16 protein-coding genes are annotated in these 22,462 nt (G+C 42.6%); 1 reads left to right on the top strand and 15 read right to left on the bottom strand.

Annotated elements, in window-relative coordinates; all coding sequences use genetic code 11:
- Positions 1-10 precede the first annotated feature (10 nt).
- From ACFQ1M_RS03765 to ACFQ1M_RS03820, 12 genes are all read right to left on the bottom strand, one after another.
- Positions 11-2,026, bottom strand: coding sequence for a DUF349 domain-containing protein (locus ACFQ1M_RS03765; protein ID WP_386407056.1), 2,016 nt, complete (start codon positions 2,024-2,026; stop codon positions 11-13).
- A gap of 111 nt (positions 2,027-2,137) precedes the next feature.
- Positions 2,138-2,896 carry a shikimate dehydrogenase family protein gene (locus ACFQ1M_RS03770; RefSeq protein ID WP_386404092.1) on the bottom strand — a complete coding sequence of 253 codons (759 nt, stop codon included), beginning with the start codon at positions 2,894-2,896 and terminating at the stop codon, positions 2,138-2,140.
- A complete protein-coding gene (locus ACFQ1M_RS03775) occupies positions 2,868-3,890 on the bottom strand; it encodes a DUF368 domain-containing protein (protein WP_386404095.1) in 1,023 nt (340 codons plus the stop codon). The genes ACFQ1M_RS03770 and ACFQ1M_RS03775 overlap by 29 nt, the downstream gene beginning before the upstream one ends.
- 3 nt (positions 3,891-3,893) lie before the next feature.
- Complete coding sequence (locus ACFQ1M_RS03780) at positions 3,894-4,817, bottom strand: DUF368 domain-containing protein (RefSeq protein WP_386404097.1); 924 nt, start codon at positions 4,815-4,817, stop codon at positions 3,894-3,896.
- Positions 4,818-4,858: 41 nt separating this feature from the next.
- Positions 4,859-6,259 carry a tetratricopeptide repeat protein gene (locus ACFQ1M_RS03785; protein WP_386404100.1) on the bottom strand — a complete coding sequence of 467 codons (1,401 nt, stop codon included), beginning with the start codon at positions 6,257-6,259 and terminating at the stop codon, positions 4,859-4,861.
- 164 nt (positions 6,260-6,423) lie between these two features.
- Entirely contained in the window at positions 6,424-7,599 is a 1,176-nt protein-coding gene (locus ACFQ1M_RS03790; RefSeq protein WP_386404102.1) for an aspartate aminotransferase family protein, read from the bottom strand.
- A gap of 11 nt (positions 7,600-7,610) precedes the next feature.
- A complete protein-coding gene (locus ACFQ1M_RS03795; RefSeq protein ID WP_386404105.1) occupies positions 7,611-9,284 on the bottom strand; it encodes an OstA-like protein in 1,674 nt (557 codons plus the stop codon).
- Between the two features lie 483 nt (positions 9,285-9,767).
- Entirely contained in the window at positions 9,768-11,039 is a 1,272-nt protein-coding gene (locus ACFQ1M_RS03800; RefSeq protein WP_386404108.1) for an adenylosuccinate synthase, read from the bottom strand.
- Positions 11,040-11,146: 107 nt separating this feature from the next.
- A complete protein-coding gene (locus tag ACFQ1M_RS03805; protein WP_386404111.1) occupies positions 11,147-11,596 on the bottom strand; it encodes a Fur family transcriptional regulator in 450 nt (149 codons plus the stop codon).
- A gap of 61 nt (positions 11,597-11,657) precedes the next feature.
- Positions 11,658-13,862 (bottom strand): RelA/SpoT family protein, encoded by a 2,205-nt coding sequence (locus ACFQ1M_RS03810; RefSeq protein ID WP_386404113.1) that lies wholly within the window; start codon positions 13,860-13,862, stop codon positions 11,658-11,660.
- A gap of 41 nt (positions 13,863-13,903) precedes the next feature.
- A complete protein-coding gene (locus tag ACFQ1M_RS03815) occupies positions 13,904-15,136 on the bottom strand; it encodes a M48 family metallopeptidase (RefSeq protein ID WP_386404116.1) in 1,233 nt (410 codons plus the stop codon).
- A gap of 8 nt (positions 15,137-15,144) precedes the next feature.
- The gene (locus tag ACFQ1M_RS03820; RefSeq protein ID WP_386404119.1) at positions 15,145-15,951 is read right to left on the bottom strand and encodes a TrmH family RNA methyltransferase; all 807 of its coding nucleotides are present in this window, start codon (positions 15,949-15,951) and stop codon (positions 15,145-15,147) included.
- Between the two features lie 93 nt (positions 15,952-16,044).
- Here ACFQ1M_RS03820 and ACFQ1M_RS03825 point away from each other — a divergent pair, with 93 nt between their 5' ends.
- The gene (locus ACFQ1M_RS03825) at positions 16,045-16,839 is read left to right on the top strand and encodes a DUF6503 family protein (protein WP_386404121.1); all 795 of its coding nucleotides are present in this window, start codon (positions 16,045-16,047) and stop codon (positions 16,837-16,839) included.
- Positions 16,840-16,917: 78 nt separating this feature from the next.
- On the opposite strand, the gene ACFQ1M_RS03830 is transcribed toward ACFQ1M_RS03825, so the two are convergent.
- The 3 genes from ACFQ1M_RS03830 to ACFQ1M_RS03840 all read right to left on the bottom strand — a co-directional run bounded on the left by ACFQ1M_RS03830 (position 16,918) and on the right by ACFQ1M_RS03840 (position 22,415).
- Entirely contained in the window at positions 16,918-18,225 is a 1,308-nt protein-coding gene (locus ACFQ1M_RS03830; protein WP_386404124.1) for an amidohydrolase family protein, read from the bottom strand.
- 11 nt (positions 18,226-18,236) lie between these two features.
- Entirely contained in the window at positions 18,237-21,257 is a 3,021-nt protein-coding gene (locus tag ACFQ1M_RS03835; RefSeq protein ID WP_386404127.1) for an amidohydrolase family protein, read from the bottom strand.
- A 90-nt stretch (positions 21,258-21,347) separates the two neighbouring features.
- The gene (locus ACFQ1M_RS03840; protein ID WP_386404130.1) at positions 21,348-22,415 is read right to left on the bottom strand and encodes a DUF3810 domain-containing protein; all 1,068 of its coding nucleotides are present in this window, start codon (positions 22,413-22,415) and stop codon (positions 21,348-21,350) included.
- Positions 22,416-22,462: the final 47 nt, after the last annotated feature.

The raw sequence follows: 22,462 nt of genomic DNA on the forward strand, positions 1-22,462 counted from the left end.
AAGTTTCTTATTATAAGGATTTCAGTCTTTTTAACTTCGCCTTCCACACATCCAAGGCGTCCTTGTGTCTTTTAATATTCTTATGAACATCTTTGACGATAGGATTGCTATCGTCGGCGTGTTTAAAGAATTGTAGATTGTTCTCGAGTTGATTGATCTCCGATTTTATCTCGTCGATCTTTCGAAGTATAAAGGTACGCTCTTTCTGAATGCCTATATCATCGCCCTCTAATCCGTCCAAACGGTTGCCATACTTCATCAATTCGGCCTCTTTCTTGCTCATATTCAATTTTCCAAATAAGGCATCTAAGACCTTATTGAACTTGCCTTCTACATTGCGTTTGTTAAAAGGGACTCGCCCAATAGCCTTCCATTCTGCTATTTTTTGCTTAATGGCTGCAAGATCTGTATCGCGATCACCGGTAAGTTCAAATGATTTCAGGTTGTCTAGAAACTCCTTCTTTTTCTCGAAGGCTTCGTTCTCTTCTTTATTGGCCTCATTTCGTGTGGCATGAAATCTGTCGAAATAATGATTACAGGCACTTTTGAACTCATTCCATATTTTATCCGAATATTTCCGTGGCACATGACCGATACTTTTCCAATCGCTCTGGATCTTCTTCATGATCGGGGTGGTGCTTTCCCAATCCTCGCTGTCTTTGAGGGACTCTGCAAGCTTCACCAATTCCATTTTTTTGTTCAGATTGTTCTGCTGCTCCTTTTTAAGACCCTTGTAAAAATCGTTCTTATTTCGATTAAAGCTGCGTACCGCTTCTTTAAAGGCAGACCAGGTTTCCTCGTTTTTCTTTTGTGGTACTCTTCCAGCGTTAAAAAAGGATTCTCGCAATGCTTCGATCTCCTTGATCTTTTTCTGCCATGCACTATGTGAATTCACCTTTTCTGAACCTACCTCGATGATCTTGCCGATGATCTCTTGTTTTTTGATAAGATTATCCTCAAAGGTCTTCTCCAGGTCTTTGTAATAATCTTGACGTTTGTCGTGGATGGCTTTGGTCGCAGCACTAAATCGATTCCATATCTCTTCTCTATGTTCTTTGGCAACAGGTCCCACTTCTTCTTTCCAAAGTTTGTGCAAGTTTTGAAGTTCTCTAAAGGCAAGACCTACATCGTCCAGTTGCGTTAACTCTTCGGCCCTTGTGATGATCTTCATCTTTTCTTCGAGATTGTGCTTGAAGTCTAGATCTCTAAGGTCCCTGTTCAAATGCAAGAAATCGTAAAAACGCTCTACATGGTGGTGATAGGTGCGCCAGATGTTGTTGTACTGCATTTTAGGGATGGGTCCTGCATTTCGCCAAGCCTCCTGAAGTTCTTTGAAATGCTTGTAGGTAGTGTTTATGTTCTCTTCTACATTGATAAGACCTTTGAGTTCTTCAATGATCTCGATCCGTCTTTGAAGATTGGTTTTAAGGTCTTTCTCTAATTGCTGGTAGTGAGCGTTTCGTTTTTCTTTATACTCGCTGTAGACGGCATTGAAACGCGATTTCACCGGCGCATTATACCTAAAGTCGATGTCCTGTCCACCTTCAGATAAAAATTCCTCTTTCTTTTGCTCGATAAGTTCGGAATACTTTTGGTTGAATTCGTTACGAATTCCATCCACATGCTGCTTTATCGCTTGGATCTTCTCATTCCTTACCAGCTTGGCAAACTCATCGACCAAGGCTTCCATGGTCATGGAATGGTAATCAAGCATTGGTATTTCGTGGCGTCTGGACTTTTCTTCATCTTCAGCATCCTCCGCTACGGAATCATCTATTTCATTAAGAGCATCTTCATGCTCCTCCTTTGTTTTTTCACCAGTGGTGACGGGCTCTTTTTCTTCGGCATCTTCAACTTCATCCGAAGGGGTCGTGGCTTTGACACTTTGGTCTGAAGCTGTTTCAGAAAGTTCTTTGGCTGGGGTTTCGGTAGTATCCTCAGAGGCCTTATCAGCTTTCGACTCATCTACAGGCACTTCTTCACTTCCATCTGCCAAAGGCAGGTTATCATTTTTTTCTTCTAACATCATTAAAATGTTTGTGGTTCATCATTGCTTACGCCCCTCTAAGATACTAACAACAGCAGAAATAGCAAAGTTTTTTGCTATATCCACAAACCATGGAAGATGAAAGGGTGCTCATTGGTCGTTCCAGATTTCCCAAGCCTTTTCGGCTTGTAATTCTAGCATCTTTAGCCCATTGATGGTCGTAGCGCCCTGCTCCCGTCCCCTTCGCAGAAAAGTGGTCTCTGCCGGATTGTAAATAAGGTCGAACAACAGGTGGCGCTCGGTTAGCCGATCATACGGAACATTTGGATGCTCTTGGATATTAGGATGCGTACCTAAAGGGGTACAATTAACGATGACAAGATGATCAGCCATGATGCGATTGCAAAGTTGATGATAGGAAAGCTCTGCCGCTTTTGGTCGTCTTGAAACAAAGGTCGGACGTATGCCCAAAGATCGTAAAGCATGAAAAACAGCCTTTGAAGCGCCACCAGTTCCAAGGATCAGAGCTTTGAGATGGTGCGATTGGAGTAATGGTCTGATCGATTCGGTAAAGCCGTAATGATCGGTATTGTGCCCGATCATCTGGTCACCTTTGAATTGTATGGTGTTAACTGCCCCAATTTCTGACGCCAATGCACTCAATTCGTTTAAATAGGGGATGATCTGTTCTTTATACGGAATGGTCACATTGAGTCCTTTGATATCTAGGAATTGCTCCAGTACTTGCGTGAAGTCTTTCACATCTTTAAGGTCAAAGTTCTGGTAGATATGATCCTCTAGTCCAAGCTTTTCAAATTTCTTGCTGAAATAATCCTGAGAGAAAGAATAGGAGATATCCTTTCCTATGAGCCCAAAGCGCTTACTTGACCTTTCTTGTGCGTTTCCCATACCAATCGAGTGCTAAAACGATGAAGATGCCAAATATAATAAAACCAACGGCGATCCAAGTTTCGTTATTCTGCAGTTCTGGAATATAGCGGTGATAATTCTCGATGACCCGCTCTCCAGAAGAATTGATCAAAAAATCACCAGTGGCATTCTTTTTATACACCGTCTCCTTCCATGGCCATACCACACCCAAAGAGCCAGCGATAAACCCCATAATAACGGCAGAGGTTATATGTTTGAAATGTTTTAATACATAATTCAGCAAATGTGAAAGTGTGACAAGCCCGACCGCTGATCCCAGTGTAAAGAAAGAAAGCACCTTGAGCAGTTCTATGCGTTTGGTGTTTTTTGTAAAGCTAAGATCGCCTCTTAAGAGTTCTGCGAAGGTGTCGTAGAGGGCATTTACCGAATCAACAAGCAGCAATACATAATTGCCCAACAAAATAAGTATGAATGATCCCGATAGCCCAGGTAATGTCATTCCAGATACGCTGATAATTCCGCAGAAGAAAACAAAGAGCAAATGATCGTTTTGACGAGCAGGCTCGAGCAGGCTGATGCCCACACCAAAGGCAGTGCCAAAAATAAGTGCAAGGATGGTCTTAGCATTCCAGTGTTTAAAATCCTTTGAGATGTAATAGATGGAACCGATGATCATCCCGAAGAAAACCGCCCAGACATAGAGCTCCTTTTGTTCTATAAAATAGTCAAGTACTTTAGAGACGCTAAAGTAGCTGATGAGCATGCCAAAGATGAGCAAGGAAAGGAATCGCCCGTGGATGTACATATAAAAACTCTTGAATCTGCCATTGATGAGCAATTTAAAGGCCTTTGTATTGATCTTCTGCAGCGCATAGATAAACTCCTCATAAAAACCTGCAACGAACGCTACGATGCCTCCAGAGACACCAGGCACCTTGTTTGCCGCTCCCATGGCAAGGCCTTTGATGACAAGAAATATCTTGTCCTGTAGTGTTCTGGCAACATTATACATTCATCAGTGCTTTTTGGTGGCGAGTCGTTCCAAGATAAAGATAGTCAGAAATCCTGCAATCGCAAGTAGCGCGGCAAACAGTAGTTTAGGGTCTCCTTCAAATGACCAAGGGGAGATACTTTCTTGCAGTACCGGCACCTGTGTGCCGTGAGAATCCACGCGCCAAGTAAGGGTCTCCTTCCATGGCCATATCTTATTCAAGGATCCAATGATGAAGCCGGTCAAAGCGGCCAAGGTCAGGTTCTTATAATTGGTAAAGGTCCATTTAAGCAATTTTGAGAAGCTGAGCAATCCTATAATGGCTCCAGCCCCGACAATGGCGATCGTTTTTAGGTCTTTGTTGTCCACGGCTTCCACAATAGGCTGGTATGCTCCCAATAAAACAAGAATGAATGCTCCAGAGATTCCGGGTAGGATCATAGCGCAAATGGCCAATGCCCCAGCGATGAACAAAAACCACCATGCGGAGGTGTCATTGCTCAAAGGTGGTAAGGTGGTAATATAATAGGCGGTCACCGCTCCGATGATCAGCAGTGCGACCACCCCAGGAGTAAACCTCGTGATTTCTTTCCCCACGTAAATAATGCTCGCCAATACAAGACCAAAGAAGAAGGCCCAAAGAAGAACGGGTTCGTTCTCCAAGAGCCAACGAATGCTACGCACCAAAGAAAGGACGCTGATTCCTATTCCGATAAAAAGGGCCAACAAGAAGTTGCCATTGAGTTTTTTCCAAGCCGCAGCAAGACCTTCGTCTTTTAATACCTTTACGGTTTGTAGGTTGATGTTATTTATCGAATCGATCAGTTCTTCATAGATTCCCGAGATAAACGCGATCGTCCCTCCAGATACGCCTGGCACCACATCTGCGGCTCCCATCGCCATTCCTTTGAGCGTAATGACTAAATAATCGAAAAATGATCTTTGCATACGACTAGATTAAAAAAAACGAATCGTAAAAGTAGGTAATTTTATATGGAAGGTTTCTGAAAAGAAGTGATAATATTCTTTACAGAATTACGATTGTAGACCTTTGGGAATAGTTCTTTGATCAGGGTATGCGATTGATAGTTCTCTCTAAGCGCATTCTTGAGATGAAAGTGTCCTTTTATCGTATCTGATAAGGTGTAGTATAGTCCAGCCAAATGATAGTGGATGTCAGAATTCTCGGGATAGAATTCGAGTGCTTGCAGCAATGTTTGAACGGCACTTTCGATCTCCCCGATCTTGCGTAAAACAATAGCCCAAGAAACCCAGGTATCTAGTTCATAATTGCCCAGTTCTACTGTTTTCTGATAGGCGATATCGGCCTCTTCGTAGAAATTCAACACCTTGTTGATCTCCGCATTGCGTTTCCAATAGAGCACGTTCTCCCCATCGATATTGATGGCCTTATTGATATAATACAAGGCTTTTTGAAAATTCTCTTGTTGAATATAGAAATCGGTGATCGCGATCCAGCCTTTATCTAATAAAGGATCCTCATGGACGGTCTTATAATAGAAATTCTTTGCCAACGAATAGTTGCCCAATCTTTCATGACACTTACCTAGTCTCAGATATGCGAACGAGGTTGGGTCGTCCAATTTGAGCGTGATCTCATAATTCTCGATGGCCTCGTTATAGCGTCCTAGCTTCTCCAAAGATTTTCCTTTCTCTAAATATGCGCCGATGAAGGCATCGTCACAGATGACGGCAAAATCAAAGGCGGCCAATGCTTCCTTGAACATCTTCTTGGAGACAAATTGCTTTCCGAGTTGGTGCCAAGCGACCTCGCTGTAAGGATCTTTATCCAGAAAATCATTCAAAAATGAAATGGCCCCATCATGATCTTCCAAAAAATCAAAACAATAAATTACATTGTACAGCGCAGAATAATCTTCATCATCTTCTTCCAAACATTTTATAAAACACTCCTTGGCCTGTTGATAATCATCTAAGAAGAGGTATTCCATGCCCATCAATGAATATACATCAAGGGGGTCATCGGTGTAGGCCAAAGCAGTTCTAAGCAATTCGATGGCCTTTTTATGTTCGTCTCTCTTAGAAAGGATGTTTGCCTTTTGAATATAGATCTCGTCATTACCAGATTCCAACACATATAATTCGTCCAATAGCGATTCGGCCGCTTCTAACTTATTCTCAAAAATAAGCAACTCGATTTCCAATAACTTAAGCGAACTATTCGAGGGATGTTGTTCCAAACCTATTTTAATGGCCTTGCGCGCAAGGGCCACTTTACCGATCTCTAAATAATGGTGAATAATTTCTTCGAATTCCTCGGAATCAAAAAAGAAAACATCATCGGTCTTCAACATAGATTCGAATCTTTCTAAAGGGAAGTTGTTTTCATCATGCGAATTAAACTGCATAGGCAAGTCGATTTCTGATTTGATGTTATCTAAAAATAGTGTTTGATCCAGTCGGTTTTAGAAAATTTGCACTATTGTTTTCAACAAATTAATTAACAACCTTATTGCAATCTTTGGTCCAAACTATGTACAAGGGGTCAGAAAGTCAGTTAATTTAAAATAAGCTAAATTTCGTCAAGTACCTCAAGAATGATGTGACAGCCCTGTTTTATGTATTCCAAAGGTATGGTAAGCGGTGGTGTAATTCGAACCGCCCTAGGCTCAAATAACAACCAAAATAGGATGAGTCCTTTATCCAAACATTTAAATATGACCTTGTTAACGGTTGCTGCATCCTCTAGAATGATTGCCAGCATCAACCCTTTTCCGCGTATTTCGCATATTTTAGGATGAACCAGCAATTCTCTAAATAGCCGTTCTTTTTCAAGTGTTTCAGCCATAAGGTCGCTTTCTGTGATCTCTTTTAAGGTGGCCAAACAGGCCGCCGCGATCACAGGGTGTCCACCAAAAGTGGTAATATGGCCCAATTTAGGCCGGTCTTCCAGCAATCGCATATGGGCGTTCGATGCCGAAAAGGCACCCACTGGCATACCGCCGCCCATGCCTTTCCCCATGACCACAATGTCTGGCACGATGTCATAGTTCTCAAAACCGAACAATGTACCCGTGCGCCCGAAACCAGGTTGAATTTCATCCAATATCAGTAATGCACCGACCTCATCGCAACGCTGACGCACCTTTTTTAGGTAGTCATTTTCTGGAAGGATGAATCCAGCACCTCCTTGAATGGTCTCAAGGATTACTCCAGCGGTCTTCTCTGTGATCTGCTTTAGATCTTCTTCGTTGTTAAAAGTAATGAAGCGAGTGTCTGGTATCAAGGGGCGAAAGGCCCTTTTGCGTTCCTCATAGCCCATGACGCTCATGGCGCCTTGGGTGTTTCCATGATAGGCATAGTGCGCGGCGACCAATTCTGTTCGGCCGGTGGCCTTTTTGGCCAGTTTTAGAGCCCCTTCGATGGCCTCGGTGCCCGAATTGGTGAGGTAGGTCTTCTCTAAGGGGGCGGGTAGGTACTGCGCCAATGATTTGGCCAGCTCAACGGCTGGCTCTTGAATGTATTCGCCATAGACCATCACATGCAAATACTTATCTAGCTGGTCTTTGATGGCTTTTACCACTTTTGGATGTCCATGACCTAAGCTGCATGCAGAGACGCCGGCAACAAAATCTAAAAACTCCTTCTTATTAGTATCATAAATATGACATCCCTTCGCATGAGAGATCTCCATCGCTAAAGGATGCGGCGTGGTCTGAGCTTGATATTTTAGGAAATCTTCTTTCACCTAAGCTTGAGCTATTGTTCCTTCTTCCGTTTAAGGTCGCTCCTAGATTTGAGTCGTTTCTGCTTCTCTAAGAATCCCTTTTCATCCTTTTTTATCGGTAGTGCGGGCGCTTTATCGGGGTCGGTTTCATCATTTGTGGATTCGAAATCAAAAGGCTGATCAACACCGTAGATCGTTGGAAGTTTAATGTTGTTATCATCTTCATCGAAGATGTCATCTTTTGTTCTGATGCGTTCATCTCCATACCAAACGAACCCGCGTAATCTTCTGGCATTTTTCGGTAATTCCGAGTCTGGATAGATATCTCCGTCCGGCTGCGTGAAAAACGTCATGTCTTCAATTCCTTCATCTCCGATGACAAAATTGATCTTACTGCATACGGTCTTGTCAATACCGATAAACTCATCGTCGTCCGAATACATATAGTAGATCACCTCCGTATTTTTGATCACATCCACGGTACGCAATTCATTATCTTCAAATTTCCCATACAGATTAAGGCCTTTGATCTGATTGTATCCATTTTCGCTAAGACTGTCTTTCTGAATGACAAATGAATTGTTGATCACCTTGAGCGAATCAAGCTTTTCGGTCTTTACATCAGAGATGAGATGAATGGTGTCTCCAGTCATTTGATTCTCTCCAGACCATAGGATGGGACGTCTGATCAGTTGTGTAAGTCCCGTCTTTTGATTCACATGGATCGAATCGCATTTGCCGCTCATATCTTGTTTGTAGAACTTCACATTCTTAAAACCTCTTATGATGCGATCATCTTCAGGGCCGGTGACCATTAAAATATCGCCATGAATGTACATCGAGTCCTTTTCGATCAAGTTGATCGCTACTGCACGTTTTGTGATAAATGCTGAGTCCTTCGCTTTGTAGATTTCGGCATAATGTCCTCGGATGATCGAATTGTTGATCGTGTCGGTGATCTTTATGTTGTTGGTGGCCGAAGCAAAATTGGTTGGGTTGTCAAAATAAAGACTATCACCCTTGATCTCTCGGTTATTGTAGTTGATGGTAGAATTCTTGACAAAAAATCCATTCTCGGACACCGTGTTATAGAAGCCGCGCTCACAATAGATGTCATATTCCGCGCCGACAATGGTAGATGGGCCATACATATAGGCGTGCTTGCTGGTTGTGTAGTAGTCCAATTGAGCAGAGTTCAAGGTGTACTCTGGATTCACCACCTCCACATCAGAGACGAATTGGTATTTTTTACTTTCCATAAAATAACGTCCCTTGTCACTGGTTAGGGTGGTAGCACTGTCCCGAACAACCCCTTTGTTGTTGTAATACGCTTGTTGAATGTTTCTGTCAAAATAGAGCGTATCCGTTGTCAGGGTCTGTTCTGGGGTCTGAAGACGTACGTTCTCCCGGGAAATGGCCATTTTGGTATCGCCATCATATTCTACATAGGCGCTATTCATGGTGACCGTGTCACCTTGTTTGAGAATTACATTTCCGTAAGCTCTAAAGAAGTTGTCCTTTCTTTTAAAGATGGCACGGTCACTCCAAACATCAACACCTTCGTGAAAAAGATGCACCCGCGTGCCGCCTTTCGAACTTAAAATGTCCGAATCTGGAAAGCGTTCTTCATTTCGGTCGTAACCGCCAGCGCTTTTTATCTGTATCGCCTTTTGCTCTTGCGCAAAGCAAGTAATACTTATGAGCAAGAAAAAAAATATATAAAAAGGTTTCAATGTGAGCAATTCTTTGAAATTTGGTTCAAAAATAACGCTTTTTAGAGTTGTGAATTGCGTTTTGGGAGGATTTTAAGGTTCTGAAGTGTTAGGTGTTAGGTGTTGGGTGTTGGGTGTTAGGTATAGGGTATTGGGTGACGGGTGTTGGTTCTCTTTGTCAGTTCGAGTGATCCCGTGGCTATCGGGATCGTATCGAGAACAGTTTTATGTGTTTAGGGTTTATTGTTTGATCTCGTGGTGACGGGTGACGGGTGATAGGTTTTGGGTAATGGGGGTTAGGTGTTGGGTTTTGGTATTGGGTGTTGGGAGTTGAAAGTTTATAGGTTTAAGGTTGAGGGTAGATGGCAAAGATTATTAGCGTATCCTCACTAAAAAGACACCCCGAGTTTCCTCAGGGTTTCTATCTATTGAAATTTCTTAAATCTTAAATCTTAAATCTCAAATCGTGCTTCCTGTCTATCGATGGATGGTCTGCTTTCTATCGGGCCCGACAGAAACGATTTTTATCGGCACTTCCAATTCCTTTTCCAAAAAACTGATATAGGCCATTAGATTCGAAGGCAATTCTTCGGCCTTCGTCATCTTGGTGAGGTCCTTATGCCATCCAGCGAATTCCTTGTAAACAGGCGTTACATTCTCGGCTTCTATATTAAAGGGAAGATGTTCTATAGTTTCACCTTTGTATTTATAGGCTGTACAAATTTTCAGGGTCTCTATTCCAGATAGCACATCGCCTTTCATCATCATCAGTTGGGTCACACCATTTACTTGCACCGCATATTTAAGTGCTACCAGATCCAACCAGCCGCAACGGCGTTTTCGGCCCGTGGTAGCTCCAAACTCTCTACCCACACGCCCCATGGTTTCTCCAACTTCATCAAAGAGTTCGGTAGGGAAGGGGCCACTTCCTACTCTGGTGGTATACGCTTTGAAGATACCCAATACTTCGCCGATCTTTGTTGGTGCCACTCCAAGACCGGTACAGGCGCCGGCCGCTGTCGTATTGGAAGAGGTCACATAAGGATAGGTCCCAAAATCAATATCCAACAATGATCCTTGTGCGCCCTCGGCCAAGATAGTCTTACCAGACTTCATCGCTTGATGCAAATATTCTTCGCTGTCTATGAATTGGAGAGACTTTAAGGTTTCGATGGCCTCAAAGAAGGTTTCTTCAAGTTCTTTCAGGTCATACTGTATCTCTACATTGTAAAAGGCGATCATCGCCTCGTGTTTGTTCGCCAAGGCTCTGTATTTCTCTTTCCAGTCATCTAGTTCGATGTCACCAACTCTAATTCCGTTCCTACCTGTTTTATCCATATAAGTTGGGCCAATTCCTTTGAGTGTGGATCCTATCTTGGCCTTTCCTTTGGCGGCTTCCGAGGCCGCATCTAGCAGTCTATGCGTTGGTAGAATGAGATGTGCCTTGCGCGATATCAGCAGCTTGGAACGTACATTGATATTATACTTTTCCAGGCTATCCAGCTCATTTTTGAAGATCACTGGATCTATGACAACTCCATTGCCGATGATATTTTCTGCGTTTTCATGAAAGATCCCAGAGGGAATCGTATGCAATACATGCTTGATCTCATCAAATTCTAAGGTATGTCCAGCATTGGGCCCGCCTTGAAAACGGGCGATAATATCATAGTTGGCGGTGAGTACATCGACGATCTTTCCTTTTCCTTCGTCTCCCCACTGCAATCCTAGTAGTAAATCTACTGCCATGGTGTTGTGTTGTGTTGTTAGTGTGTTTGTCCTATGGTTAAAACCGACGTCAAAAATACACGCTTCTATCGAAAAGATTCAATAAAACAATCGCTAAGAATTAACAATTAGCTGTTAACTTCCTTCTTTTTGGTTCCGTAGAAGTATAATGAATGGTTATGAATGTCAATGTCGAATATCTCCTCGATGGTCTTTTTGATAGATTGGATGCGGGGGTCGCAAAACTCCATGACCTCACCAGTATCGGTCAGGATCACATGATCGTGCTGTTTGTCGAAATAAGATTTTTCGTAGTGCGCTTGATTTTGACCAAACTGATGCTTTCGAACAAGATTGCAATCCAAAAGCAATTCTATCGTATTATAAAGCGTGGCACGACTTACACGATAATTTTTGTTTTTCATTTTGATATACAATGATTCTATATCAAAGTGCTCTTCGCTATCATAGATCTCTTGGAGGATCGCAAAACGTTCGGGCGTCTTGCGATGTCCATTTTCCTCTAAAAAGGTAGTGAAGACATTCTTCACGATCTCTTGGTTCTTGTTTTCGGCCATCAGGGTTTGATAACGGTTGTTGTACAAAGGTAAGTTTATTTTTGATTCTGCCGACGGCCTATCACTGTCGCATCACTTTTTCGATTCCCTGAATTTTCTTTAGGTTTTCAATCAATCGCTTCAGGATGGTATTGTTCTTTACGATAACGGTTATTTTACCATTGAATATACCTCCATTTGTATCAAAGCTGATATTTCTGATATTCACGTGCATATTGTTAGAGATGACCTTGGTAACATCGTTTACGAGGCCCAAATTGTCAATTCCAGAGAGTTGTATCACGGACGTAAAACCTTGTTGCGAAGAATCGACCCATTTCGCCGACATGATCCGATAGGCATAATTGGATTGTAGGCTGATCGCATTGGGACAATTTTTTTTATGTACCTTAATGCCATCATTGATGGTCACAAAACCGAAAACATCATCCCCGGGTATCGGATTGCAGCATTGTGATAACTTGTAATCCAACTTTTCTTCTTCCTTTCCAAACACTAGAAGATCATATTTGGAGGTGATCTCGTCTTTATCGATATCTACAGGTGTGCCGGGTCTCTTGATCCTGTTCTTGAAAAAATTCACGAACGTATTACTTCTCGAAGCGGCAAAGTCCTTCAACTTTTGATTGTCGATGGTGCCGATACCAACGCGATAAAATAGGTCCAAGCTGGTTTTAAGTTTAAAGTAAACTACCAGATCATTCACCGTCTTTTCGTTCAGTGTAATTTTCAGCTGTCGAAGCTTTCGGCGCAGGATCTCTTTTCCTTCCTCGGCGATGAGTTTTTTCTCTTCTTTAAGCGACGATTTTATTTTTGAACGCGCCCTTGCAGTAGTGGCATAATCCAACCAGTTGGCATTGGGCTTGGCCTTATCCGAAGTAATGATCTCTACCTGGTCGCCACTGTTCAACTCATGACTAAGTGGTACCAGCTTGTTGTTCACTTTGGCACCACGGGTATGCATGCCTACTTCGGTATGTATGCTAAAGGCAAAATCCAAGGGCGTGGCTCCTTTGGGAAGGGATTTTAGTTCGCCATTAGGCGTAAACACAAAGATCTCCTTGGCATAGAGGTTTAACTTGAACTCTTCTACAAAATCGACCGCATTGGAGTCTGAATTTTCTAGGGCCTCTTGAAGCCTGTTGAGCCAAACCTCCAAGCCTTGCTCTTGTTGCTCACCGTGCTTGTACTTAAAATGAGCCGCATATCCCTTTTCTGCGATCTCGTGCATACGCTCACTGCGAATCTGTACCTCTACCCATCTTCCTTTGGGCCCCATCACGGTGATGTGAAGCGCTTCATAGCCAGTAGACTTGGGCGACGAGATCCAATCGCGTAGTCTCACGGGATTGGGTCTAAAGTGATCAGTAACGATCGAATATATCTTCCACGCAAGGAATTTTTCATTGGCAGCGTCCGACTTGTAGATGATTCGTATGGCAAATTTGTCATACACTTCATCGAAGGAGACGTTTTGCTTGACCATTTTTTTCCGGATAGAAAAAATGGATTTAGAGCGCCCTTTGATCTCATAGTTAAGACGTTCTCTGTCTAACGAATCTCTTATAACATCCGAGAATGCCTCGATATAGGCCGTTTGTTCCTCCTTGCTTTCCTCCATCTTGCTCTGAATATCGTTGTAGACATCAGGCTCGGTGTATTTTAATCCGTAATCCTCGAGTTCGGTCTTGATGTTGTACAGTCCGATCCTATGCGCAAGCGGAGCATAAATATACAGGGTTTCCGAGGCGATCTTCACTTGCTTGTGCTCGGGCATGGACTCCATCGTTTGCATATTGTGCAAGCGATCGGCGATCTTAATGATGATGACCCGAACATCGTCATTCAGGGTAAGGAGCATCTTGCGAAAGTTCTCGGCTTGTAAAGAAACGTCCTTGTCTTTCTTTAAATGCGATATCTTGGTAAGTCCGTCAACGATCCTAGCAACGGTCTCTCCAAACATCTGTTCGATATCGGTAAGCGTATATTCGGTATCTTCAACTACATCATGGAGCAGGGCTGCGGCAATCGAAGTCGCATCCAGTCCAATTTCTGAAGCTACGATCTTTGCAACGGCAATGGGATGAAAAATATAGGCTTCGCCAGACTTACGGCGTTGGTCTTTATGGGCATCCACAGCAATATCGAACGCCTGGCGAATAAGTTTTTTATCCTCATCGCTCAGTGTCTGATAGCTTATTCTTAAAAGCTCTTTGTACTGCTTAGCAATTTCTTTATTTTCCTTTTCAACGTCAACCACTGCCATAAACTAAAAATAGGTTAAACTTTATAGCTATGCAACAAAATCTATGCCTTAAGTTTATTTATTCGTCGTAATAATGTAGGGTGGGAGTAATGGGCGAAGACGTAGGCTGGATGGGGCGTGAGATTGCTCAAACTATTCTTAGACAATTTTTTTAAGGAGGTGATGAGCGGACTGTCTGCGTATGTCATTTTTGCATAGTCGTCCGCCTCATATTCGAACTTACGTGAAAAATAATTCATCACGAGTCCCGTGATCGTCGAAATTGGACTATAGAGAATGCCAAAGGCAATAAGTCCCACATGGAAACTGTGATTTTCAACTCCGATTGCTTGCGACAATAATGGGGTGTTGATAAACAGCGATAATAGAAAGAGTGTGAGCCCAGCCAATAAAACTGAGCTAATCAGATTAAAAATGATATGATTTCTCTTGTAATGCCCAACTTCGTGCGCAAGCACGGCAACGATCTCTTCCGTCTCCAAGTCATTGATGAGGGTATCAAAGAGTGTGATACGTTTTTCTCTTCCAAAACCAGAAAAATAAGCATTGGCTTTGGTCGAACGTTTGGACCCATCGATGACAAAAATATTTTTTAATTTAAAACCAACATGTTGTGCATAGGCTTCTATTGCAGACTTCAGTTCGCCAGCTGGCAAAGGGGTCTGTTTGTTGAATAGCGGTACGATCAATCGTGCGTAGAACATGTTCATAAAGATGGAGAATAGTGCCACCGCGCCCCATGCGTATACCCAAAAATTACTTCCCGTAACTTGGTAAAACCAGATGATCAGGGCCAATATTCCGCCGCCGAGAATGACCGTCATGATCCAACCTTTGACCTTGTCCAAAAAAAAGGTCTTCTTCGTTGTTTTGTTAAATCCAAATCGCTCTTCGATAACAAAGGTCCGATAGTACGCAAAGGGCGTGGATAGGATATCACTTCCCAACATGATGATTCCAAAGAATATCAAAGCTATGAATATTGGTTTTTCAGTATATGACCGAGCAATATTGTCCACCCATTCAAAACCATCAAATAAGAAGAAACCCAGGGTCAACATCAATGAAAATAATGAGGTGAAATTACCGAAGCGATAATTGGTCCTTTTGTATGCCTGCGACTTGCTGTATTCTTCGGCATCATAGACGTCTGCCAGTTCTTTGGGAATGGGATCATTGAAATGCTGCGCATTCAGAAAGCTCAGGATCCTGTCGACCAGAAAATTGACTATAAGAATTGCAATTATGATATAAAATAACGTATTCGGATTCATTGGTGTGGCTAATTAAACTGATTAAAGTCGCGTTGTCTCTTTGCTTCAAAGATGATGATCGCAGCAGCGACAGAGACATTCATCGAGTCGATTTCCCCTTGCATTGGGATGATTATATTTTGAGTTGAATTTTCGAGCCATTCGTCATTCAGTCCCGTTGCTTCAGTACCGACCACTATAGCCGTAGCTTGTTTATAATCTTGAGTATGATAGTTACTGGCAGCGGTCAAAGCTGCACAGTAGATGTTGATTCCCTTTTGATGCAAAAACCGTATGATATCACTGGTTTCTCCAATAGCGATCTGATTGGTAAACACGCAACCCACACTGCTGCGAATGATATTGGGATTGTAAAGATCGGTCTTAGGATTTGCAATGATCACTGCGTCAAGGTTTGCCGCATCTGCAGTTCTTAACAAGGCACCAATGTTTCCTGGCTTTTCGGGCGCTTCGGCGACCAATATCAAAGGATTCTCATTTTTAAAACGCAGTGCCTCCAGCGTGTGGCCTTTGCTATTTACCAATGCGATAACACCTTCGGTGGTTTCACGATGTGCCAATTTTTGGTAGACCTCCTTTGAGACCTCAAAGAGTTTTGAGCACGAGGTGTTAAGACCTTCAAGCTGATGCTCTGGAAACAGTTCGGGCTGAAACAACAGGCTATCTATCTCATAATTCCCTTGGATGGCCAGCGCGATCTCGCGAGCACCTTCGATGAGAAATTTACCGTCCTTCTTTCGGTTTCTCGACTTTTCCTTTAAAGTGAAAAGTTGCTTTATAAAAGGATTTTGTGTGCTGCTGATCTGTTTGTGCATCGAATATCATTGAACAATGGCAAAAGTACCACTATTTGCTGTAATTTAGTATTTACAAACTCGACATACATACAAATTAAAATCAACTTTATAATGAAGAAAGTACTATGGGCTGTTTTTATCGCGGCCTTTGTAATATCTTGCAAACAAGACAAGAAATCAGACAAAGAAATTATTGTATTGCCCGAAGAGAAAGCGACCACCGTCGATCTTTCTCGATACCCTGAAAACCTTCAAAAAGTTTTTGCCAGGCACGGTGGACTGGATAATTGGCAAGAACAACAATCGCTTACCTATAAGATCAAAGGAAATGAGATTCACTATATCAATCTAAAAGATCGCAAAGATCGTGTGGACGGTGAAAATTTCAAGATCGGTTTCGACGGAAAAGACGTTTGGTTGCATGCCGATGAAGGTGCATACAAGGGCAATGCGCGCTTTTATCACAACCTGTTTTTCTACTTCTACGCTATGCCGTTCGTACTAGCCGATGAGGGTGTCAACTATTCGGAAGCAACTCCATTGACGTTTGAGGGCACAGAATATCCTGGAATTCGTATTTCTTATGATAATGGAGTAGGAGATAGCCCGGAAGATGAATACTACCTATACTATAATCCAGACACCTATCAAATGGAGTGGCTCGGATATACCGTGACCTATGCTACAGGCGAAAAGAGTGATGATGTACATTGGATACGATATAACGACTGGACAGATCTTAAAGGATTGTTGCTTCCTAATTCCATTACATGGTACGATTATGAAGATGATACCATTAAAGAACCAAAAAGTACGATAGAATTTAAAGAAGCCGAACTTTCTGAAGTTGCTTATGGAGATAATGTCTTTGACAAGCCCGAAGGTGCTACTGTTATAGAAAAATAGCTTATCTACATGTTGAGAAACAAAAAACCTCGAGCCAACAGCTCGAGGTTTTTTCATCTGAAGTTTTGGTTGGTTCCATTATTCAGCGTTACTATATTTATTCATATATCGTTTCCAGAGTTTGGTTTGATGGGTCGCTAAGCTGATCTCGCGACCTTGGATAAAGGCATTTTTGATGATATTGGTTCGCATATCCAACGCATCACCTTCCGAAATAAACAAAGTGGCATCTTTTCCAGCCTCCAGACTTCCTACCCTATCATCAATACCTAGTATTTTGGCGGCGTTCAGGGTGATCATTTGAACCGCCTTTTCTTTGTCAAGGCCATAAGCTGCATAGGTGCCGGCATAGAAAGGGAGGTTTCTTGTATTCATTCGTTCCATTTGACCTTCCATTTCAATGGCGACCATCAATCCATTATCGGTCAATGTTTTTGCTAACTTATAAGGTCCAAGAACATCATCATCCTCGCCCCATGGCAAACGGTGCGCCCTCGGGATCAGTACGGGGATGTTATGTTGCTTTAACAAATTTGAAACTTTATCCGCTTCATTGCCTTGTACCAAGACGATGTCTTCTAAACCCTCTCCTTTCGCCCAGTTCACAGCATCCACAATGCCCTTTTCCCTGTCGGCATGAATATATAATTTTTGGCTACCATCAAACAAACCCTTTACCGCCTGGAATTGCACATTTGTTTCTTCTTGTCCACCTTTTAGATAAGCTTTCGCATTTTTAAAGAAAGTGGCAATCTCCTCGACCTGTTTTTCATAATCCTTGCTCGGCTTAAAGGCAGGGTCCTCTCCAAGCCACCAACGACCTCTTTGGTACACATTTGGCCAATTCATATGTATGCCATCGTCCACCTTTATGGCTGCATCTTCCCAGTTCCACGCATCTAATTGTACGATTGAAGATGTTCCAGAAATGGTGCCGCCGCGAGGAGCGATCTGAGCGATCAATACCCCATTGGGACGCATGGACTCTACCACTTTCGATTCTGCATTATAGGCGATAAGACTTCTGATGTGAGGAAGAAGGCTACCGACCTCGTCGAAGTCTCGAGTGGCACGCACCGCATCGATCTCTGCCAATCCCAAAGAGGCATTGGTGGCAATAAAGCCGGGATACACATGCTTTCCTGATGCTTCTATGATCTTCGAAAAATCGTTTCGATTCACATCATTTGCTCTTCCTACAAGGGTGATTTTTCCATTAACAAAACCGATGGCACTGTCTTGGATGATCTCTCCATTCCCAATATGTGCTGTGGCACCTACGATCAGGATAGACTCGCTTTGCTTTTTTGCGGGTATTTGTTGTCCGTAGGTGATCATTCCTACCAACAAGATCAAAATTCCGAATGATCTGTAAATTGTTTTCATCTTTCTCAAAATTATTGTTGATAGATAAGTGAATCGCAATGCAATTGCTCTTTTTTCTTCTTCTTGGCTGGCTGTGTCTTCATGCCATTATTTTTAGCCTTCAACATCATATTTATAAGCTTATTGCGTTCTTTTTTGATGGCATTTGTCATTGCTGGAAGTTTTTCCAGGTCATAATAGATGGCACCTTCGATCATTGTCTTTTCCGCTTTTGCATAGATAGACATGGGATGGTCTGTCCAAAGGACAAGGTCGGCATCCTTCCCCACTTTGATACTTCCGATCTTATCGTCTAGGTGAAGCATTTTGGCAGGATTTAGGGTTACAAACTTCCAGGCGTCCTCTTCAGAAACGCCACCATATTTTACCGATTTGGCCGCTTCTTGGTTGAGTCTTCTCGACATCTCTCCGCTATCCGAGTTTATGGCGGTGAGCACGCCCTGACTATGCATGATCGCCGCGTTGTAAGGAATAGCGTCATTGACTTCATATTTATATGCCCACCAGTCCGAGAAGGTAGAGCCTGCAACTCCATGCTTGGCCATCTTATCGGCAACTTTATAACCTTCCAAAATATGCGTGAAGGTGTTGACATTAAAGTTGAATCGTTCTACCACTTTCATCAGCATATTGATCTCACTTTGCACATAGGAATGGCACGATATAAAACGTTCTTTATTGAGGATCTGTGCCAAAACCGCGAGCTCAATATCATAGCGTGGAGCGTTGGTCCTGCTTTTAGCTTTGCTGGAAAGATCGTTATAGGCCTTCCACTTTTGGTCATATGCTTTTGCTCTTTGGAAGTAGTCTACGTATACCTGTTCGACACCCATTCGCGTCTGGGGGAAACGCGAGGTGTTGTTGTCACCCCAATTGCTTTGCTTCACATTTTCACCTAAGGCAAATTTTATAAAAGGGTCTGCATTTGGGTTTAGCAAATTCTCTGCGGCTTCGCCCCATTTCAATTTTATGATGGCCGAGCGTCCCCCGATTGGATTTGCAGAACCGTGTAAGATTTGAATAGAAGTGACGCCACCCGCTAGGTTTCTAAATATATCGATATCATCATCGCTTACGACATCCTCAATGGTGACCTCTGCAGAAGAGTTATGACCACCTTCATTGATGGCGGCAGCGGCGATATGCGAGTGTTCATCGACGATCCCTGTGGTTAAATGTTTGCCCGAAGCATCAATGATCCTTGCGCCGCTGGCCGATAAATTCTTTCCAATTTCAGCGATCTTTCCATTTTTTATCAACACATCCGAATTTTGAAGGATACCATCACGTTCATTGGTCCACACAGTTGCATTTTTAAATAGGATATTTTCCTGTCTCGCTTTTTGCTTTAATCCGTAGGCGGTATTTGGAAAGGTTACAGGCAATATTTCGTGGAGGTCATTCTTATCCTTTCCCCCTTTTTCGTTTTCTTCCTCTTTTTGGTCTTCTTTAGTTTTCCAGATGGCAGTCCAATTGATATCGTTCCCATTGGTCAATGTTCCGCGACCGCTTAAATTTTTTGAAGCCGTTGTTACGGCATTGAGCCGAATGAACTCGGTCGCTTTTTCATTTTGTGGTGTAAAGAAGATGTTGATCCAGCCGTTCTTATAGTTGATCTTGCTGGCTATTTTGATGGAATCTTGTTTTAGCTCGATCTTCGGTTTCGAAGGTTCACCAGTGATCGCCATGCTGTATTTCTCACCGGCTACATTAAGGTCATAATTTCCTCTGATATCCTTTAGGTCGATATCATTGATCACATTTTTATTTCCTTGTACCCAGTTCTCGTAAAGAATGGTCTTCTTTTCAAAAAGGTCACCTGAGGTGATTAAAAAGTTGGCTACGGCTCCTTTTTTCAAATTCCCTAGCTGATCGGATTTACCCAATAATCTTGCTGGTACAGTGGTGAGCGCTTCAAGTGCCGTTGTCTTACTCAAACCATAGTCGATGGCTTTCATAAGGTTGGTCTTGAAGTCTTCAACCTTTTTCAACTCGGCTGTTGTAAAGGCAAAGGGAATACCATTCTCAGCAAGTACTTTTGCATTGGTTGGAGCCTGATTCCAATGACGCATGTCCTTTAATTCTACCACCGCAGCGCTTATAGGGTCACTTACATCGTACGGCTTTGGAAAGTCTAAAGGAAGGACATAGCTCGCATTCGTTGCTTTGACCTCGTTGATGCGCGCATATTCGTCACCACCGCCTTTTAAGATGTAGTTCACACCAAATTCGTTAGCGATCTTATCAGCTCGAAGGCTGTTGGCCATACTGCCCGCATCAAAGATCTGTGGTAAGCCTTTATTGCGGTTGAAGGCTTCTAAGGAGCGGTCGTCGGTTTCCGAACCACCGTTCCCATACCATTTTGCATCATGATAGACCTGTCTGATCAGCGCCATTGCACCCATCAGTGAGGTAGGGTAGCTTTGACGAGAACTGTTCCCTTTCCTAAATGAAAAATGCTGCGCTACTTTATCACCGAGGATTCGCTTCTCATTTCCTTCGTGAACATTTAAAGCGATCAAAGTGCTCGTTCCTCTGATGATCCCATCTTGATGATGGGTATTCACTGTTCCAAAACCGGCTTTGACTAATTCTTTCGCCTTATTGTCATCAAACTTTAGCTTTTCAACAGCATTGATCTCCGGTGTTATATGGTCATTCCAATAGTACCCTTTACGACTAGGGCCGTATTGAACACGTTGGTTAAAATTGTTGTTTCTTTTAGGTTTGGTAATACCAAAATCTGAATAGATATCGATAAATGATGGATAGATGTACTTTCCCTCTAGATCGATGAGGATGGCATTGGCTGGAATGGTCACCGAGGTACCAACAGCGATAATTTTACCATTTTGTATCAGAAGCGACCCATTGTCTATGATCTGTGTTGGAGTTGCAAAGATCCTGGCGTTGACGAAAGCGGTGTAATTGTCATTTTCTGTTTTAACGCCATCATTTTTGGGAAAGTAGTCTTGGGCCAAAAGCCCAAAACTGCACATCAGCAAGCTGAGTGCCAAGAATATTCTTCTCATGTGATGTTGGTTAATTTAGTTAGTTATGCTCTGTTAAAGTTACAGCAAGTAACACAAAAGGGGAGGGCGTTAAGAGTTTTTTAACGTTTCTTACAAGTTGTGATCTTCATAATAGTTCACCAATAAGGCGACGATATAGCTATAGCTTTCTATGCCTTTTTCTTGGCTATTCGCTTTTAGATAGGTATCGAATGATTTTTTGAAGATCGGCTCCGCTGGATTTTCATAACTGCGCCAAAAGGCCGTCACTTCTCGATAATTCTTTTTAATGCCCTCATTGATACGTTCGGAGAGGCGCTGATATTCTTCAAGATCTCTACGATACATTTCGCCCAAGCAGTATCGTAGTGCGAAGGTGTATCCTGAATATTTGTAATAGGGGTCGTCGTTATTAATGGTGGCTAGATACCCTATAAAATTTGCTTCATTCTCAGCGGCAAATCCCAATTGATGTGCCTGCTCATGGGCAACGGTCGTGGGAAATTTATAGATGGGCATCTTATAGTTGACCTGGGCCTCGTTGGTAAATGGATTCAGATAACCGCTATATCCCATAAATGTGAGCGGGAGACTCAAGGTAGACATCTTGATGCTGGAATGATCATAAGTCAACAGAGGATATGCCCGCGCAAGGTTTTTATATCCATTTTGGGTGCCATTTAGAACTTCCCACTTGGTAAATGGCATTTCTACCTTTACGCTTTCGTTTGCTACTAATTCTAAGTGGATGGCATTTGATCTATCAATGATCCTTTCAGTAAAGGCTATAAGCTCTTGGGTAGTGTATTCGTCATCGATATCAAAAAACTCATGAAGCTGTTTCCGATGGTAATTCATTCCCCAGGCCAAGTGAAATATCAAATAGGCAATAGAGAACATTGCAAACACTTCTGTAAAGAACTTCCGAGTGGCGTTAAAGAAAAGATGACCTTTTAAAATAAAAAAGCGTATCACCAATAAAATAGCGGCCACATAAAGAAGGTCGCCAAGCGAAAAGGGAATCCAGCCAAGAATGATTCGTGAGATCTTTGACAACCAAAGATAGAGGCCATTGCTATAGAGTGATTCGACCCAGTCGGGACGCGTCTTAAGCAAGTTGACAACGAGTAATTGTGGTATAATAGACAGCGCAATGCCCTGTTTCAAAGTCATTTTCATTGTTCCAAAAATAGAAAAAGGATTCGTTTGCAACTAATATGTTCATT

Source organism: Sungkyunkwania multivorans, assembly GCF_042675645.1.
GTDB classification, from domain to species: Bacteria; Bacteroidota; Bacteroidia; order Flavobacteriales; family Flavobacteriaceae; genus Sungkyunkwania; species Sungkyunkwania multivorans.

Excerpts from the sequence above, each read along its gene's own strand:
- ACFQ1M_RS03805 (WP_386404111.1), bottom strand. The coding sequence starts at position 11,596 with ATGGCCGAAAACAAGAACCAAGAGATCGTGAAGAATGTCTTCACTACC.
- ACFQ1M_RS03770 (WP_386404092.1), bottom strand. The coding sequence starts at position 2,896 with ATGGGAAACGCACAAGAAAGGTCAAGTAAGCGCTTTGGGCTCATAGGA.
- ACFQ1M_RS03780 (WP_386404097.1), bottom strand. The coding sequence starts at position 4,817 with ATGCAAAGATCATTTTTCGATTATTTAGTCATTACGCTCAAAGGAATG.
- ACFQ1M_RS03835 (WP_386404127.1), bottom strand. The coding sequence starts at position 21,257 with ATGAGAAGAATATTCTTGGCACTCAGCTTGCTGATGTGCAGTTTTGGG.
- ACFQ1M_RS03825 (WP_386404121.1), top strand. The coding sequence starts at position 16,045 with ATGAAGAAAGTACTATGGGCTGTTTTTATCGCGGCCTTTGTAATATCT.
- ACFQ1M_RS03820 (WP_386404119.1), bottom strand. The coding sequence starts at position 15,951 with ATGCACAAACAGATCAGCAGCACACAAAATCCTTTTATAAAGCAACTT.
- ACFQ1M_RS03810 (WP_386404113.1), bottom strand. The coding sequence starts at position 13,862 with ATGGCAGTGGTTGACGTTGAAAAGGAAAATAAAGAAATTGCTAAGCAG.
- ACFQ1M_RS03800 (WP_386404108.1), bottom strand. The coding sequence starts at position 11,039 with ATGGCAGTAGATTTACTACTAGGATTGCAGTGGGGAGACGAAGGAAAA.
- ACFQ1M_RS03775 (WP_386404095.1), bottom strand. The coding sequence starts at position 3,890 with ATGTATAATGTTGCCAGAACACTACAGGACAAGATATTTCTTGTCATC.
- ACFQ1M_RS03815 (WP_386404116.1), bottom strand. The coding sequence starts at position 15,136 with ATGAATCCGAATACGTTATTTTATATCATAATTGCAATTCTTATAGTC.
- ACFQ1M_RS03830 (WP_386404124.1), bottom strand. The coding sequence starts at position 18,225 with ATGAAAACAATTTACAGATCATTCGGAATTTTGATCTTGTTGGTAGGA.
- ACFQ1M_RS03785 (WP_386404100.1), bottom strand. The coding sequence starts at position 6,259 with ATGCAGTTTAATTCGCATGATGAAAACAACTTCCCTTTAGAAAGATTC.
- ACFQ1M_RS03765 (WP_386407056.1), bottom strand. The coding sequence starts at position 2,026 with ATGTTAGAAGAAAAAAATGATAACCTGCCTTTGGCAGATGGAAGTGAA.
- ACFQ1M_RS03840 (WP_386404130.1), bottom strand. The coding sequence starts at position 22,415 with ATGAAAATGACTTTGAAACAGGGCATTGCGCTGTCTATTATACCACAA.